Source organism: Thermaurantimonas sp., from assembly GCF_046299575.1.
GTDB lineage: Bacteria > Bacteroidota > Bacteroidia > Flavobacteriales > Schleiferiaceae > Thermaurantimonas.
Genome location: NZ_JBKBHX010000007.1, coordinates 131,677 through 147,330, shown reverse-complemented (window position 1 = coordinate 147,330; position 15,654 = coordinate 131,677). Strand labels below are relative to the sequence as shown.

General features: G+C 45.6%; 15 protein-coding genes. 10 read left to right on the top strand and 5 right to left on the bottom strand.

The features are described 5' to 3' along the window. Nucleotides 1-31 precede the first annotated feature (31 nt). The gene (gene meaB, locus ACK4EX_RS10105) at nt 32-1,039 is read right to left on the bottom strand and encodes a methylmalonyl Co-A mutase-associated GTPase MeaB (protein WP_409772458.1); all 1,008 of its coding nucleotides are present in this window, start codon (nt 1,037-1,039) and stop codon (nt 32-34) included. Between the two features lie 51 nt (nt 1,040-1,090). On the opposite strand from meaB, the gene ACK4EX_RS10100 reads away from it, so the two are divergent. From ACK4EX_RS10100 to ACK4EX_RS10065, 8 genes are all read left to right on the top strand, one after another. Beyond that, nucleotides 1,091-2,050, top strand: a complete 960-nt coding sequence (locus ACK4EX_RS10100) for a 1-aminocyclopropane-1-carboxylate deaminase/D-cysteine desulfhydrase (protein WP_409772388.1) — start codon at nt 1,091-1,093, stop codon at nt 2,048-2,050. Continuing rightward, nucleotides 1,983-2,867, top strand: coding sequence for a glucosaminidase domain-containing protein (locus ACK4EX_RS10095; RefSeq protein ID WP_409772386.1), 885 nt, complete (start codon nt 1,983-1,985; stop codon nt 2,865-2,867). The genes ACK4EX_RS10100 and ACK4EX_RS10095 overlap by 68 nt, the downstream gene beginning before the upstream one ends. 76 nt (nt 2,868-2,943) lie before the next feature. Continuing rightward, a complete protein-coding gene (kynU, locus tag ACK4EX_RS10090; protein ID WP_409772384.1) occupies nt 2,944-4,212 on the top strand; it encodes a kynureninase in 1,269 nt (422 codons plus the stop codon). Further along, a complete protein-coding gene (locus tag ACK4EX_RS10085; RefSeq protein ID WP_409772382.1) occupies nt 4,209-5,561 on the top strand; it encodes an FAD-dependent oxidoreductase in 1,353 nt (450 codons plus the stop codon). Before kynU ends, ACK4EX_RS10085 begins: the two co-directional genes overlap by 4 nt. Next, entirely contained in the window at nt 5,558-6,217 is a 660-nt protein-coding gene (locus ACK4EX_RS10080) for a YggS family pyridoxal phosphate-dependent enzyme (protein ID WP_409772380.1), read from the top strand. The genes ACK4EX_RS10085 and ACK4EX_RS10080 overlap by 4 nt, the downstream gene beginning before the upstream one ends. A gap of 17 nt (nt 6,218-6,234) precedes the next feature. Then, a complete protein-coding gene (locus tag ACK4EX_RS10075; protein WP_409772378.1) occupies nt 6,235-6,582 on the top strand; it encodes a hypothetical protein in 348 nt (115 codons plus the stop codon). Nucleotides 6,583-6,806: 224 nt separating this feature from the next. Further along, the gene (locus tag ACK4EX_RS10070) at nt 6,807-7,835 is read left to right on the top strand and encodes a quinone-dependent dihydroorotate dehydrogenase (protein ID WP_409772376.1); all 1,029 of its coding nucleotides are present in this window, start codon (nt 6,807-6,809) and stop codon (nt 7,833-7,835) included. After that, nucleotides 7,832-8,581, top strand: a complete 750-nt coding sequence (locus ACK4EX_RS10065) for a pyridoxine 5'-phosphate synthase (RefSeq protein WP_409772375.1) — start codon at nt 7,832-7,834, stop codon at nt 8,579-8,581. The genes ACK4EX_RS10070 and ACK4EX_RS10065 overlap by 4 nt, the downstream gene beginning before the upstream one ends. A 7-nt stretch (nt 8,582-8,588) precedes the next feature. On the opposite strand, the gene ACK4EX_RS10060 is transcribed toward ACK4EX_RS10065, so the two are convergent. From ACK4EX_RS10060 to ACK4EX_RS10045, 4 genes are read right to left on the bottom strand one after another with little or no spacing between them, the layout of a single operon-like run. Continuing rightward, nucleotides 8,589-10,076: a hypothetical protein gene (locus tag ACK4EX_RS10060; RefSeq protein ID WP_409772374.1), complete on the bottom strand. Its 1,488-nt coding sequence runs from the start codon at nt 10,074-10,076 to the stop codon at nt 8,589-8,591. Next, entirely contained in the window at nt 10,073-10,933 is an 861-nt protein-coding gene (gene prmC, locus ACK4EX_RS10055; protein WP_409772372.1) for a peptide chain release factor N(5)-glutamine methyltransferase, read from the bottom strand. Before prmC ends, ACK4EX_RS10060 begins: the two co-directional genes overlap by 4 nt. Beyond that, nucleotides 10,930-13,083: a methylmalonyl-CoA mutase gene (gene scpA, locus ACK4EX_RS10050; RefSeq protein ID WP_409772371.1), complete on the bottom strand. Its 2,154-nt coding sequence runs from the start codon at nt 13,081-13,083 to the stop codon at nt 10,930-10,932. Before scpA ends, prmC begins: the two co-directional genes overlap by 4 nt. After that, on the bottom strand, nt 13,080-14,366 hold the full coding sequence (locus ACK4EX_RS10045; protein WP_409772369.1) for a methylmalonyl-CoA mutase family protein: 1,287 nt from the start codon (nt 14,364-14,366) through the stop codon (nt 13,080-13,082). Before ACK4EX_RS10045 ends, scpA begins: the two co-directional genes overlap by 4 nt. A gap of 178 nt (nt 14,367-14,544) precedes the next feature. On the opposite strand from ACK4EX_RS10045, the gene ACK4EX_RS10040 reads away from it, so the two are divergent. Then, nucleotides 14,545-14,730 (top strand): Lacal_2735 family protein, encoded by a 186-nt coding sequence (locus tag ACK4EX_RS10040; RefSeq protein WP_409772368.1) that lies wholly within the window; start codon nt 14,545-14,547, stop codon nt 14,728-14,730. A gap of 117 nt (nt 14,731-14,847) precedes the next feature. Continuing rightward, the gene (locus ACK4EX_RS10035) at nt 14,848-15,495 is read left to right on the top strand and encodes a M15 family metallopeptidase (RefSeq protein WP_409772366.1); all 648 of its coding nucleotides are present in this window, start codon (nt 14,848-14,850) and stop codon (nt 15,493-15,495) included. Nucleotides 15,496-15,654 lie beyond the last annotated feature (159 nt).

Sequence of the window (15,654 nt, the reverse complement as noted above, 5' to 3'; positions counted from 1 at the left end):
TAAGTATCAAAAAATCATAAGACTCATTATTTCACAAATCCTCAAACAGTTCTTCAGCGGCCAAAAAAGGATCAGTCTCACCAGATTCAACCAAGGATTTTAGGTGCTGATATAATTGAAATTTTTCCGGATTTTTATGCAAAAAATATTTCCATGCGCCGGCAATGGCCTGCTCGTACCAATAGCTCTGCTGCATCAGGCGATTTTGCTGCCAGTATCCGTTGGCATGTGTGAGCCGCCTATATTGATCGATGAAGTCGTACACCTGCGCCATGCCAGCGCCGGTGAGGGCACTTGTGGTACACACCCGAGGGCTCCACTGCGATTGTCCGGCTTGCAGCAGGTGCAGAGCGCGGGCGTATTCTGCAGCTGCTCTGCGCGCAGCCGTCAGATTTTCACCATCGGCCTTATTTATCACTACCAAATGAGCCAGTTCCATAATGCCGCGTTTGATGCCCTGCAGCTCATCGCCGGCATTGGCAAGCATAAGCACCATAAAGAAGTCGGTGAGATGATATACGGCAGTTTCACTTTGGCCTACACCTACAGTTTCCACAAGAATAACGTCAAAGCCTGCAGCTTCACATAAAAGCAGGGACTCGCGCGTGGTGCGATTCACACCACCCAATTGATTTCCTGATGGACTTGGACGTATGAAGGCTTCAGACCTTGAAGCAAGGCGAGCCATACGTGTCTTATCGCCCATAATGCTTCCTCCTCCCGTCTGGCTGCTGGGGTCTATAGCCAACACTGCCACACGATAATCAAATTCATCGATCAAAAAATTGCCAAATGCCTCAATGAAAGTGCTCTTTCCTACACCTGGTACGCCCGAGATACCTATGCGCAAGGTATCAGCCTTCAGCTCTACACTTCGGCGGATAAGTTCTGCGGCCAACTTGCGATGTGCTGGATGGGTACTTTCTAAAAGTGAAATAGCCCTTGCCAAAGCAAGCCTGTCACCGTTTTTCAGCGATTCAAAAAGTTCATCGGCCGATGGCAGTTCGCCGGGATGGTATTTAAAATTTGGATTTAGCACGCCCAAAACTATGCAAACTTTATCGGTTCTTTGTCTGATGAAAGTCTTTTGATGAATGCATTTTTTGAGCAATTCCTTCGCACAAGCTGGTTAAATGCTGAATTTCATGAAGTTCAATTTAATGAGAAGCGCTTCTCAGTCCTGCGCGACGATTTGATTCACCCGGTCATCTCTGGTAACAAGTTGCGAAAACTCTGGCTTTATTTAAAAATAGCTCTTGAGAATCACAAGGGCATTGAAACATTTGGCGGTCCATTTTCAAACCATCTCGTCGCTACGGCCAACGCTGCATATTTTTTAAAGATACCATGCCGGGCTTTTGTACGCGGATTTCATCAAATTACGCCTACCCTCGAAATCTGTCATCGTCTGGGTATGCAACTCCTAAAAATGAATACTGATGTGTATCGGCTCCAAAAAAATACTGAGCATTCATCCGATCCAAAATGGATTGCTGTACCAGAAGGGGGCAAGGGACCTCTTGGAGTGGAGGGGGTAAGACTTAGCTATGAAAACACTTTTATAAATTATGAAGAAATATGGCTTGCAGCCGGCACACTGACCACGGCCATCGGGATAGCACTTGCAGCACCGCATGCACGGGTAATAGCTGTTCCTGTGCTAAAAGCTACCGGTAGAGAACTGGCTGATGACTTCTTAACCCATTTCCCGATTAAACTACCCGAAAATCTAAGCTTCGCTGACGGTTATCACTTCGGCGGCTATGCAAAATGGACATCCGAATTGCTGGAATTTGCCAATATCTTTTACAAAGTGACAGGCATTATGACCGATCTGGTGTATACGGCTAAATCATTGTTCGCGTTTTTGCATAAAAATAATTCACCGTCGGGTGTACGAAAATTGTGGATTCACACCGGCGGACTGCAAGGAATGATGGGTATATTGCCCCAAATTAAAAAGAAAAAGCTTCATTTGGCCTATGAAAAACCTCTGGTGGCTCATCTCACTGCTACTCACCTGGCCATTAATGGGCCAGAACCTAAATAAACGCCGGTTGGAGTACTTCCAAAAGCACAAACCGCTGGCCATCGAAGAAATGAAGACCTATAAGATACCAGCAAGCATTAAACTCGCTCAGGCAGCTCTTGAGTCGGCAGATGGAACAAGCGTCCTTGCAGTAAAAGCCAATAATCACTTCGGCATTAAATGCCACCGTGAGTGGGACGGCCCAACCGTATATCACGACGACGACCAGAAAAATGAGTGTTTCAGAAAATACAAGTCTGTGGAAGAGTCGTATCGCGATCATTCCCTCTTTCTCAGCGAGCGACCTCGCTACAAAAAACTCTTCTCATTGCCCATCGACGACTACAAAGCCTGGGCTTATGGATTAAAAGAAGCAGGATATGCCACCAATCCACGTTATCCAGAACTACTCATCAAAATCATCGAAGATTATCAACTCTACATCATCGACCAGGAAGCACTTGGTTCACTCGTAGTTTCCGAAAGACGTCTAAAATATCACGAAAACCGCATCAAATACGTAATTGCAGTAGCTGGTGATACCTGGGAGACGATCGCTGAAGAATTTGATACCAAAGTTGAGTACCTTTTAAAATACAACGAGCTAAACTACACCCATGCCCTGCAGCCCGGCGACATCGTCTTCTTACAACCCAAGCGCTGCCGGGCCCGAAAAGTGAAAACCTACACCGTAAAACCCGAAGACGATATGTACAAAATCAGCCAGCAATTCGGAATAAAACTCAAATACCTATACAAACGCAACAACCTGAAGGCAGGAGAGCAGCCGAAACCCGGCGATGTACTCTATCTTAGGGGGTATAAAAAAGTTGATTAATCTCCTTTGCTTTTTTTTAGTTTTAATTGCCCTTAATCGTATTTTAAATGATAGCCGGCCCTATACCTTTGCCCTCATGCACTGGAAATCATTTGACTATCGCAAGGCCGATGAGGCTGATGTTTTAAAAGACTTTCGCTCAAAATTTCACATACCCACTACCAAAGAAGGAGCCCAAAAAATATATCTCACGGGCAATTCCCTCGGCCTTCAGCCGAAGACTGTGCGTGACCTTCTGCTCGAGGAGCTCGACGACTGGGCTACTCTTGGCGTAGATGGTCATACACACGCGCGACGTCCCTGGATGCCCTATCACGAGCTGCTTACCGACCACCTGGCTTATATCGCTGGCGCACTGCCTGCCGAAGTCGTGGCAATGAATACGCTGACGGCCAATCTTCACTTTCTGATGGTTTCCTTTTATCGTCCTACAAAGTGGCGGTACAAAATATTGTGTGAAACAAAAGCCTTCCCCAGCGATTACTACGCACTTCAGAGCCAGGCGCGCTTTCATGGTTATCCCGAAGCAGTGGTTGAAATTCCCACGGATTCAAACGGAATTATATCCGAAACAACTTTGCTCGGCTTCATTGACGAACATGCTGACGAAACAGCCCTGCTGATGATGGGTGGTGTAAATTATTACACTGGTCAAGTGTTTGATATGGAGAATATCACCCAATTTGCCCGTGAGCGGGGCATTGTGGTAGGCTGGGATCTGGCACACGCAGTGGGTAATATTCCCCTCAAACTGCACGACTGGGGTGTGGACTTTGCTGCCTGGTGCAGCTATAAGTATCTGAACGGCGGCCCGGGAGCTGTGGCCGGTATTTTCGTTCACGAGCGGCATCACGGCAAGGTGCTTCCAAGGTTTGAGGGTTGGTGGGGACATTCAAAATCCACAAGATTTGAAATGCCGCATGACTTTGAGCCAATAAATACGGCGGAAGCATGGCAGCTGTCAAATCCTCCCATTTTGTCTATGACACCCCTGCTGGCCTCTTTGCCACTGTTTCAGCAGGCCGGTTGGGAAGCTCTTCGAAACAAAAGTCGAGCACTCACAACATTGTTAGCCAATGGTTTACGTGAAATCAATGAAACTTATAATGCTGATATCAGCATTCTTACCCCTTTTGAAAATGAAAAATCTGGCTGCCAACTAAGTGTGGTATTCCATGGCTATGGCAGACCAATGTTTGATCATCTTACTCTGCACGGGGTCGTCGTTGACTGGCGCTACCCCGACGTGATCCGTATGGCTCCTGTACCGTTGTACAATTGTTTTGAAGATGTTTTTAGAACTTTGGAAATCATAGAGAAAGGAATTTTAATCCATAAAAAATGAATGCTAAAAAAAGTATTGTCATTGCTGGTGGAGGGCTTGTAGGTTCACTCTTAGCAGTGTATTTTGCCGAAAGAGGTCATCGTGTCCGCCTCTTCGAACGACGCCCGGATGCACGTAAAACCAATATTTACGCGGGTCGTTCCATAAATCTTGCCCTTAGCGACCGTGGCTGGAAGGCCCTCCGTGGAGTGGGTCTCGAAGAAAAAGTGCGTCAAATAGCCCTGCCTATGTATCACAGAGGCCTGCATCAGCCAGACGGCAGTTATGTTCGCCAGCCCTACGGACAGCCGGGTCAGGCCATTTATTCCGTTTCGCGTGGTGGTCTTAACATCCTGCTCCTCAACGCTGCCGACGCCTATGAAAATGTAGAGCTGTTCTTTAACCACAAGTGTGTGGATGTGGACTTCCTTACTAACGAGGTAAAATTTATCGAAGAAGCCGGCGACGAAGTCGTAGTCAAGGCCGATTACATCTTCGGGGCCGACGGGGCTTTCTCAGCCATCCGCGGTGAAATGATGAAGACCGACCGGTTCGACTACCAGCAGCAGTACATCTCGCACGGTTATAAAGAGCTCACCATACCTGCCGGTAAGGGCGGCACCTTCCTGCTAGAAAACAACGCACTCCACATCTGGCCACGCCATGAGTTTATGCTCATTGCCCTTCCGAATATCGACGGTACTTTCACAGTTACACTCTTTCTCCCCTTCGAAGGCCAAAATTCCTTCTCAGCTCTCGACACCGTTAAAAAAGCCAGAGAATTCTTCCGACATACCTTCCCCGATGCATTGGATCTCATGCCTGACTTCGACCAACAGTGGCTGCAGAATCCTGTCTCATCCCTATGCATCATCCGATGCTATCCGTGGGTGCGCAATCAAACTGCACTCATAGGCGATGCAGCACACGCCATCGTCCCCTTCTACGGCCAGGGAATGAACTGCGGCTTCGAAGATGTAGACGTACTATTCCAGCTCCTCGACACCACCGATGACTGGACCTCAGCCCTGCAGCAATACCAGCAACTGCGAAAGCCCGACGGCGATGCCATTGCCGAGCTCGCACTTCGAAATTTCATCGAAATGCGCGACCTTACAGCCGACCCAAAATTTCTGCTTCAGAAAAAAATCGAAGCCCGCATTCAGCAGAAGTATCCCGACCTCTGGACACCCCTTTACTCAATGGTTACCTTCAGCCACATGCGCTATTCTGAAGCCCTCGCCCTCGGTAAAATCCACGACCAAATTATGGCCGATATCATGAGCCGTCCTGACATCGAAACCAATTGGGACAGCCCCGAAGTAGAATCAGCCATTATCGCTAAACTCCGCGAAATACAACCAGTATGAGCTCTGTAGCCGATAACATCGCACGGATTCGCTCTGAAATAGGCCCGTTCGTCACCCTTGTGGCAGTATCAAAATTCAAATCGCCGGAGCAAATACTCGAAGCCTATTACGCCGGCCATCGCGACTTCGGCGAAAACCGCGTTCAAGAACTCGTCGAAAAAGCTGAAAAACTCCCCAAAGACATCCGCTGGCACATGATCGGCCACCTTCAGACGAACAAAGTCAAGTACATCGCACCTTTTATTCACCTGATACACAGCGTCGATAGCGAAAAGCTCCTCACCGAAATCCAGAAACAAGCCCTCAAAGCAAACCGCACCATCGACATACTCCTTCAGGTCTTTATCGCCGACGAAGAAACCAAATTCGGCCTCAATGACACCGAATGTCTTCACCTAGCTCAAAAAATCTACCAGGGTCATTTCCCAAACGTCCGCCTACGCGGTCTGATGGGTATGGCCACCAATACCAATCAAACTCAAAAAATTGAATCCGAATTTCTGCACCTCAAAAATCTGTTCGACCAACTCCGCACCACCTATCCCGACACACAACTTGACACTCTATCCATGGGCATGAGTGGCGATTATCCCATAGCTCTCCGCTGTGGCAGCACCATGATTCGCGTGGGCAGCGCCATCTTCGGGAGTCGTTAATATTATTTTTTAATTTTTTGGGCGTGCCCCCTGACAAGGCGCCTTTGGCGCCTTCGTCAGGGGTCGGTCCCCTCTGGGGTACGCTTCGCTTCCGTGCTATGGCAGCTTGCAATGCTGCCATAGCACCGCGCTGCCGCGCGCCCGCCGGGCACCTCACGCGTTTATACTGTTGCCCGATCCGCCACTCCCAATTCCCACTCCGGCCATATATCACACCCCACACAAATGAATGCAATTCCTGCAACACTTGCCCAAACCCTTATGAAATCAACGGACACAATCCAATGCTAATCCTTTCACCATCACTGCACAATTCAATCAGAAACAGCACCTTACCACCTCCATCCAATCCAACATCCACCTAATTCCCTTTAACTTTTTCCATTCGTCAATACCCCTCCCTTAAATACCTAGCCTTAATTTATTAAACACAGCATCTTATAAGATCACATTACCATCTAATCCTCACTCTCGATTTGGTTGTCTCCACCCCTTCTTCCCAGAGCAAACCTCACACGTTGAAGTTCTGTCCTGCTTTGTGATATTTGCAACCCATTTTTTTTATAAATATCTACACATCATTTCACTCATGTATTCAGCAGTTCGCCGGTTGCTATTCACCCTCGAGCCCGAAAAAGCCCACCATCTCACTATGTCAGCCCTTAGCGCTCTGTACAGCATACCTTTCGGCGAATTACTGCTCAGAAAAACTTTTTATACCCCTGATTACAAACCATTCGACTGGAAAGGACTTCACTTTCGCCATCCCATAGGCCTGGCAGCCGGATTTGACAAAGATGGTAAATATCTGGCACCCCTGTCGGCTCTTGGATTCTCATTTATAGAAGTCGGCACCGTAACCCCCCTGCCACAGCCCGGCAATGAAAGACCAAGACTATTCCGTCTGCCGGCAGACAGAGCCCTCATCAATCGCATGGGCTTTAACAACGAAGGCGTACATGCACTTGCAGCCAGACTAAAAAAAGAAAAGCCAAAAAATCTCATCATCGGAGGCAATATCGGCAAAAACAAAATCACTCCCAACGATGAAGCATTGCGCGACTACGTCACCTGCTTTGAAGTTTTACACGAACATGTGGATTACTTCACTGTAAACGTCAGTTCGCCCAACACTCCCGGCCTTCGCGCCCTTCAAGACAAAAAGCCGCTGGAAGAAATCATCACACACCTGCGAAAGCATCCCCTTCAATCTGCCATCTATAAACCCGTCCTTTTAAAAATTGCCCCGGACCTCACTGACGAGCAAATCGATGATATAGCAGAAGTATGCGCTAATACAGGACTCGATGGCATCGTAGCCACTAACACCACCATTTCGAGAGATGGGCTTAAAACTCCGAAAAGTCAAGTTAACTCAATAGGCTCTGGAGGTCTTTCGGGCCTACCCATACAAAAAGCCTCAGATGAAGTTTTGGTCAAAATAGCAAAAAGGATCTCCACTGATACCCTTCTGATTGGTGTCGGAGGCATTTTTACGGCCGACGATGTACAGCGGAAATTCGACTCCGGTGCGCGGCTCGTACAGGTATATACCGGATTTGTGTACGAAGGTCCACGTATGGTTCAACAAATTGTAAAAAATCTCAGTAAAAAATGATTCAGACAAAACTCAGTGTAAACATCAATAAAATAGCTACCCTCCGAAATTCCAGAGGTGGCAATATTCCAAATGTTCTGCAGGCAGCTATCGACTGCCAGCGCTTTGGTGCTCAAGGCATTACCGTTCATCCACGGCCAGATGAGCGCCACATTCGCTACAGCGATGTACGCGAAATAGCCCCAATCATTACTACAGAATTCAATATTGAAGGTTATCCCTCAGAGCGTTTCTTGTCTCTCATTGAAGAAGTAAAGCCACACCAAGTAACACTTGTTCCCGACCCTCCCGGTGTGCTAACCTCCAACGCCGGTTGGGACACCTATGCACATTTAGATTTTTTAAAACAAGTAATTGAGCGCATAAAAAAAACGGGTGCGCGGGTATCACTCTTTGTCGAAACCAATGAAGAAGACATTAAAGGGGCAGCTGAAGCGGGTGCCGACCGCATAGAACTTTACACTGAGGAATATGCCCGTGGATTTTTGCGTGATCCTGAAAATGCTGTAGCGCCCTATGCCGTGTGCGCAGAAATCGCTCAAAGCCTCGGACTGGGCGTAAATGCAGGCCACGACTTAAATCTCGAAAATCTGCGCTACTTCGTAGCTGAAGTGCCCTACCTGCTTGAGGTGAGCATAGGACACGCCCTTATTTCTGATGCCTTATATTATGGCCTTGAGAACACCATTCAGATGTACCTGCGCCAAATTGCCTTAGCTGCTGAAGGCAATGGATTAAGTCGGTAATCCAACCTCATCGCAACCGTAGCCTGGGAATTTTAAACGAATACTCGCTCGTAGTTTTAGATGTTGATTTATAGCGTACTTCTGCCGGAAGGAGTATGCCGTGCAGCGTTGTAGCACCAAGGTATTCCTTTTGAAAACTTCGAGACATTCGCTTCAGTGCTGTAGTAACGTTTTTTATTCCAAAATCCACAGGCCTCCGGATGGAAGATGGAGTAACTGTGTTGATTTCCAAGTGATTCTGGCCCATTAAGAAAAGTACTGGACCGTCAATTCTGTTGTTGATAAGGGCTATGCGATGGGTATTCGGTTCTATCACTGAAAAACCATTGCGACCTATGTGATTTTTGAAGAAAACGTTATTCGGCCCTGAAAATCCGTGCGCGTTGTCAGCTATTGCCATAACAGCACGGTTTCCTTCAAAGAGATTGGCATATGTATAATTACCATGCAACACCATATCGCCGGTCAGGCTATTTTCTATGTCGATTCCAAAAAGGGTAGTTGTTTGGCGTGGATTCAGAGAATAATTAAACGCGAAGACATTGCCATTGGCTCCGGCTTGAGTAATCATCGAATGTCTCAGCACATCGAAGGTATTGTCCCACACAAGACAATTGACCGATCCGAGGTGTATCATAGTACCATAGCCCCTGCCTCCACCTCCATAGCCATGCGATAGGGTAAAATAGCAGCCTGATACTTCGATATGGGCACTATTGCGAGCCTCTACATGGGCGTAGTTTGTAAAGTAGCTTGCAACCCCCGAAACCCTACAGTTTACGGCATAGTTAAAGTGAAAATTAGACGACTGACTGCTTGTGCGATCGAGCCTTATAATGGAAAAATCTTCAAAGAACACATTTTCAGCCGGTTGCATCACAGCTACTACGTGCTTGGCCGTGGGGCGTGTACTGTCGCGAATGGCATCGTGTAAATAAATCACGTTGCCCTTGCGTCGTTCGATAAGAAAGAATTGTCCTGTCATCGAATAGCACCAATTGGCATGACACAAGTCTTGATCTTCTCTAATCCATCGGATCCATCGCACATATTCGGGTAAGGGTTCTTGTAAAGTAATTGTGCGATCGCCTTTTTTGGGAGCATCAATAGCATACCGAGTACTTTCCATTCCACCTTCAACGCTAAAGCCATGTCCGTTGCCTCCATTGTTGATATACACCACCGTTTTTCCCGGGCCCATACCTTTGATGAGTGTATTTGAAGGAACCTGTAATGTTTTTGTAATCAAGTATTTACCTTCGGCTAATAAAATAACTCCTGGCTTTCCTTCTAATGCCCTGAAGGCACTCTCAAAACTTTCGTTTACAGGCACTGAAGTATCGGCATTAGGTGATAATCGAATTACGTGTGCAGATTTAAATTCAGGGTTAAGCAATCCCGCCTTATTCCAATCACTCAAATAACTGTTTACTTCTGATTGACCGAAACCTAAAAAACTTAATAATATGAATTTATGTAGATACAAGGATTTCATTCTAATCGTTTGGTTGCAAATAAAAATCTGTTTTTACCTGATAGGTCTTTCAAAATTTTAACGTGGTAAAAGTTGGAAAATATTTCTACTAACTTATTGTCGTATAAAGGGTTAATTTCAAAAGCCATCAAACCAGCCTCATTGAGTGTATTTACAGATACTTCTAATATCCTTCGATAGAATACTAAAGGATCATCTGAAGGTACAAACAGCGCTAAATGCGGTTCATACTTCAGTACGTTCATATGCATTGAAGCTGCTTCCGATGGCAACACATATGGAGGATTTGCGACTATTAGGTCAACCCTTTCGGGCAAGAGTTTTACTGCATCTTGTTTCAACAAATCCACCTGTAAAAATTCCACAGGCGCATTCAGAGCCTCAGCATTTTTTTTAGCTACCTTAAGTGCATTTTCTGAAACATCAGTACCCACCACCCGGGCATCCGGAAACACTTTTTTCAGTGAAACTGCCAGACATCCGCTTCCAGTGCAATGATCTATGATAATTGAAGGTGAGAATGCTCTTTCTTTACACCACTCCACCAAAAATTGGAATAGCTCCTCTGTCTCAGGACGTGGAATAAGCACATCTCCATTTACCTCAAACCAGTGACCAGCAAAGAGTTGCTTTCCTAAAATGTATTGATAAGGTTCGCCTTTGCCCAATCTGTCCAGCACCTCAAAGAGTTTGAAGATTTGGTCTCGGCTTAATTGTACATTTTCATCATTCCACTTCCATTTTTTTAACCCTGCAAAATCTTCTAACAGATATCTAATCAATGTTTCAGCTTCTGAAAGGTCATATTGTACAGATAAAGTGCGTAAAGCCTTGGATTTAAAATCAGCTAAATTCACTGAAGTTTATTTAATTCCCTTTTTGCTTTTAGCATCATTTCCAGAATTTGTACGGCTGCTTCAGCCAGATTCGTACCTGGTCCAAAAACACCGGCAACGCCTTTTTCAAACAAAAAGTCGTAATCCTGGCGTGGAATCACTCCACCGGCAATTACAATGATATCATCACGGCCCAGCTTTTTAAGTTCTTCGATCACAGCTGGTACCAAGGTTTTGTGACCAGCGGCCAGACTCGAAATTCCAAGAATGTGCACATCGTTTTCAGCTGCCTGTTTGGCGACTTCTTCCGGTGTTTGAAAGAGTGGCCCTACATCGACGTCAAAGCCAAGGTCGGCAAAGGAAGTTGCTACCACTTTGGCCCCGCGGTCGTGACCGTCCTGACCAGTTTTAGCCACCATGATGCGTGGCCTGCGCCCATCGACCTCAATAAACTGCTCGACCAGTTTTCGGGCTTTTTTAAAAGTATCGTTTTCTTTCATTTGCTGGGCATAAACTCCTGATATTGTTTTCACTACTGCCTGATACCGACCAAATACTTTTTCCATTGCTAAGGATATCTCGCCCAAAGTAGCTCTTGCGCGCGCTGCCTCTACGGCAGCTTCAAGTAAATTTCCTTCTGTGTAATTGGCAGCAATATCAGTAAGGCGCTTAAGGGCGGCTTCTACCGCCTGAGCGTCGCGCTTTGCTTTAATTTCATTAATTCGGGCAATCTGCTTGTTGCGCACAGCCCGATTATCCACCTCTAATATTTCTATTTGAGTCTCTTTTTCTGGCTGAAACACATTTACACCTATAATCCATTCTTTACCGCTCTCGATCATAGCCTGCCTGCGAGCAGCCGCCTCTTCAATTTTCAACTTTGGCAATCCGGCTTCGATGGCCTTTGCCATGCCTCCAAGCTCTTCGATCTCGCGAATATGTCCAATAGCTTTTTGGATGAGATGGTGGGTTAAATACTCCACATGATATGAACCTGCCCAGGGATCAACTGTTGCGCAAATTCCACTCTCGTATTGTAAATAGAGCTGAGTATTACGGGCTATACGGGCTGAAAAATCCGTAGGCAGTGCAATGGCTTCGTCCAGCGAATTGGTATGTAAACTCTGCGTACCACCAAAGGCAGCCGCTAATGCTTCAATGGCTGTGCGGGTTACGTTGTTAAATGGATCTTGCTCTGTAAGGCTATAGCCCGAGGTTTGGCAGTGAGTGCGCAATGCCAGCGATTTCGGATTCTTGGGATTAAACTCACGTACGATGCCGGCCCACAACACTCTACCTGCACGCATCTTAGCGATTTCCATAAAAAAATTCATACCGATAGCCCAGAAGAAACTCAAGCGTGGAGCGAAATCGTCAATGTCGAGACCGGCTTGTATGCCGGTGCGTAAGTATTCGAGTCCATCGGCCAATGTGTAAGCCAGTTCCAAATCGGCCGTAGCACCTGCTTCGTGCATGTGGTATCCAGATATTGAAATACTGTTGAACTTCGGCATGTGGCGCGCCGTATACTTAAAGATATCGCCAATGATGCGCATTGACGGTCCTGGCGGATAGATATACGTATTGCGCACCATAAACTCTTTAAGGATGTCGTTCTGAATCGTACCTGAGAGTTTTTCAGGGCTTACCCCTTGCTCTTCAGCCGCTACGATGTAAAAAGCCATGATCGGAATCACTGCCCCATTCATGGTCATACTTACCGACATCTGGTCGAGGGGTATGCCGTCGAAGAGTATTTTCATATCCTCTACAGTGTCAATGGCCACTCCGGCCTTACCGACATCGCCTACCACTCGTGGGTGATCGCTGTCGTATCCTCTATGGGTAGCAAGGTCGAACGCCACGGAAAGCCCTTTCTGCCCGGCAGCCAGATTTCGGCGATAGAAGGCATTTGACTCCTCAGCCGTAGAAAAGCCGGCATACTGACGGATTGTCCAGGGTCTGATTACATACATACTGGCGTAGGGCCCACGCAAGTAAGGTGGCTGACCTGCACCATAGCCCAGGTGAGCTGTACCTTCCAGCAGCTTCTGCTCAGCCAGATGTGGAATTTCAATACCTTCAGGGGTTTGATGCACAGTGTTTGGCCCACTTCTCTCCCCGTTCGGCTTCACATGTAGAATGTCGTTTTTATCAATCAAGATCTTCATACCAAGTGATTTTGAATTACGAAAGGTTCAAAAGGTGAACCCTCTCTAAACGTTATTTTTAGCTCTTCCATTTTCTCAGCAGTGGGGTTATACTTGGATATACCTACCATTATTTTACCCCCTTTCTTATATTCCTCAAGGATATTTTGGCGCGCCTGTATGAGAGCTTCGCTGTAGTACCCAGAGGTAAAAAGGTCTGAAAGGGTATTATACTGCTGGATTTCATATTGATACTCTATTGCAGCATCGATGAGTTGCTGTGTCAGACTTTCAAGAGCATAACTACCTGCAACTGGATCACTGTAATAAGTAAGTTTTGATTCGTAAATAGCTATTAATGCTTGATTTCGCGCCCATCTTAAAGCATCAGGATCAGCTGAGGTTTTAAAGAAATTGTACGGAAGTACCGTTACCGCATGGGTACCGCTTACGATGGCTGACAAGGTTTTAATCGAATTCCGAATCAAATTGTTATACACGTCTGCCGAACCCAAATCAGTTCTACCAGTGCGGGAATGAATGTACACTTCGTCAGTTCGACTGTTTGCCTTTTCCGTCCATGCCCTTGCTAAAACTTTTATGGCCCGATTAAAAACCAAATCTTGATATGTGTTTCCAACAGTAGCCGTAAGAAAACCTATGCGCTTCAACAAATGGGGCTTGATTTGCTTAATTGTATTGAGCATTTCTAGTCCGAGTGCCAGTACCAAGCCCGGTGGTAAACCAGCCTCCAAAGGCTCAGCCAGGTCGATCAGCAAACCATGAAAGTCCGTTTGAATTTCTTGCAGTGTTTCTCTCAATGTCTCTTGGTCGCTGAACCAAGGTAGCACTACATGTACTTTATTCGCAGAATTTTCGTTGCGCGTAAGCGACAGAAAAGCTTCTAAACTGCGGTAACCGTTGTGAAAATCTGTTCTAAAATCTATTGTTGTTTGAATATACTCTAATCCTACATCTCTGAGCAAAAGCTCCCAATTGGGCTTTTTATACACATTGAGGTATAAACCAGAAGCTCCTGAATTTAAAGCCTTTAAAATCAAAGTATTTACATGTTCATTCTTTTCTTCCGGAAGATCTACCCACTCAGAAACAGCAATTTCATTAAAATTATCTGACGTGTATTGTAAAGTGATATTTTCGGAAAAATGATAAAACGGTTTAAGCTCAACTCCTCGATCCAGCTTTTTTATAAATTCTTCTGGCTGTTTACCTCCAGACTCTTTAAACCAAAGTTTTAGCCAGTCGCTGTAGGTTTGATTGTCAAAGCGTAAGTTAAAGTCCATTGATACATCTTAATTGACCGTGCTAAATTACACCATATCAAGTCCGAACCGTGCAGTGGTTGTTAACTGCGTTTAATATGAAAAGATTATAAAACTTCATAAATCTTTCCGTTAAATCATTAAAACTTTTTATATAATATAACTTTAGAAATGAATATTTGCACAAACTCTACTACCAATGCTCTTCCGCCTCCTGAAGAAAAAATCAAAACTTGAAGAATTATACGAAAAATACGAAGAATTAAGAATCGAAGCCTATCGCATAAGCCAAATCGACAAAGCCAAAAGTGAAGAACTTTTGAAAGAGGCGAAAAAAATCAGTGACGAAATCGACAAACTGAATGCATCTCACGAAAACAATTAACAGGGGCATCTGAATAAATTCTTTTCATATCAGCTGTAACTAATGCTGATATTTCGATTTTTGAAGAAAAGTCAGTGCATGCAGGTTTGGGCAATTGCTTTTTTCATATTCTCTAGTTTGATTGGATATTGTCAATACACTAAAGAAGAACTTTTAGGTCGATTCGATCCCGAGACACACCCTGACTTTGTGCGCATCAAAACCGAATTTGCCAGTCATTCGAATCATTATTTGCGCAGAGAAGTAGCCGAAGCTTTCTACAAAATGGCTGAAGCAGCTCAGAAAGATGGTCTTTCGCTCACCATAGTCTCCTCGACTCGCAACTATACTCGCCAAAAGACCATTTGGGAAAATAAGTATCACAAATTTAGCGGCACTGCGTTTGACCGTGCCCATCGCATCTTGCAGTATTCAAGCATGCCCGGCACATCGCGCCATCACTGGGGTACCGACTTCGACCTCAATTCAGTAGATCCTGAATACTTTAACACCCCTACCGGTCAGCGCGTATACAAATGGCTGCGCGATAATGCTTGGAAATACGGATTCTTCCAACCATATACGCCTTTTGACGAAACGCGTAGCAGTGGATATTTCGAAGAAAAATGGCACTGGTCCTACAAGCCGTTGGCAGATTTGTTTCTGTGGGCATACCGCATGATGGTATCGTACGAGGATATCTACGGATTTGCAGGCGCTGAAACTGCCAAATCGCTAAATGTGATTGACAACTACGTATTGTCGATTTTACCTGATGAGAGGTAATGAGTTTAATTTATCTTTCAATGCTCTCTTAAGTCGTTTTAAATTCCAGATATGGCATAGCGTTTCTTTTTCATTTTTCCGCTGTGTGCCTCCGTGTACTCTGTGGTGTTTTCTAAACCACTGAGGGCACAGAGATACACAGAGATTTTTATTCATTTC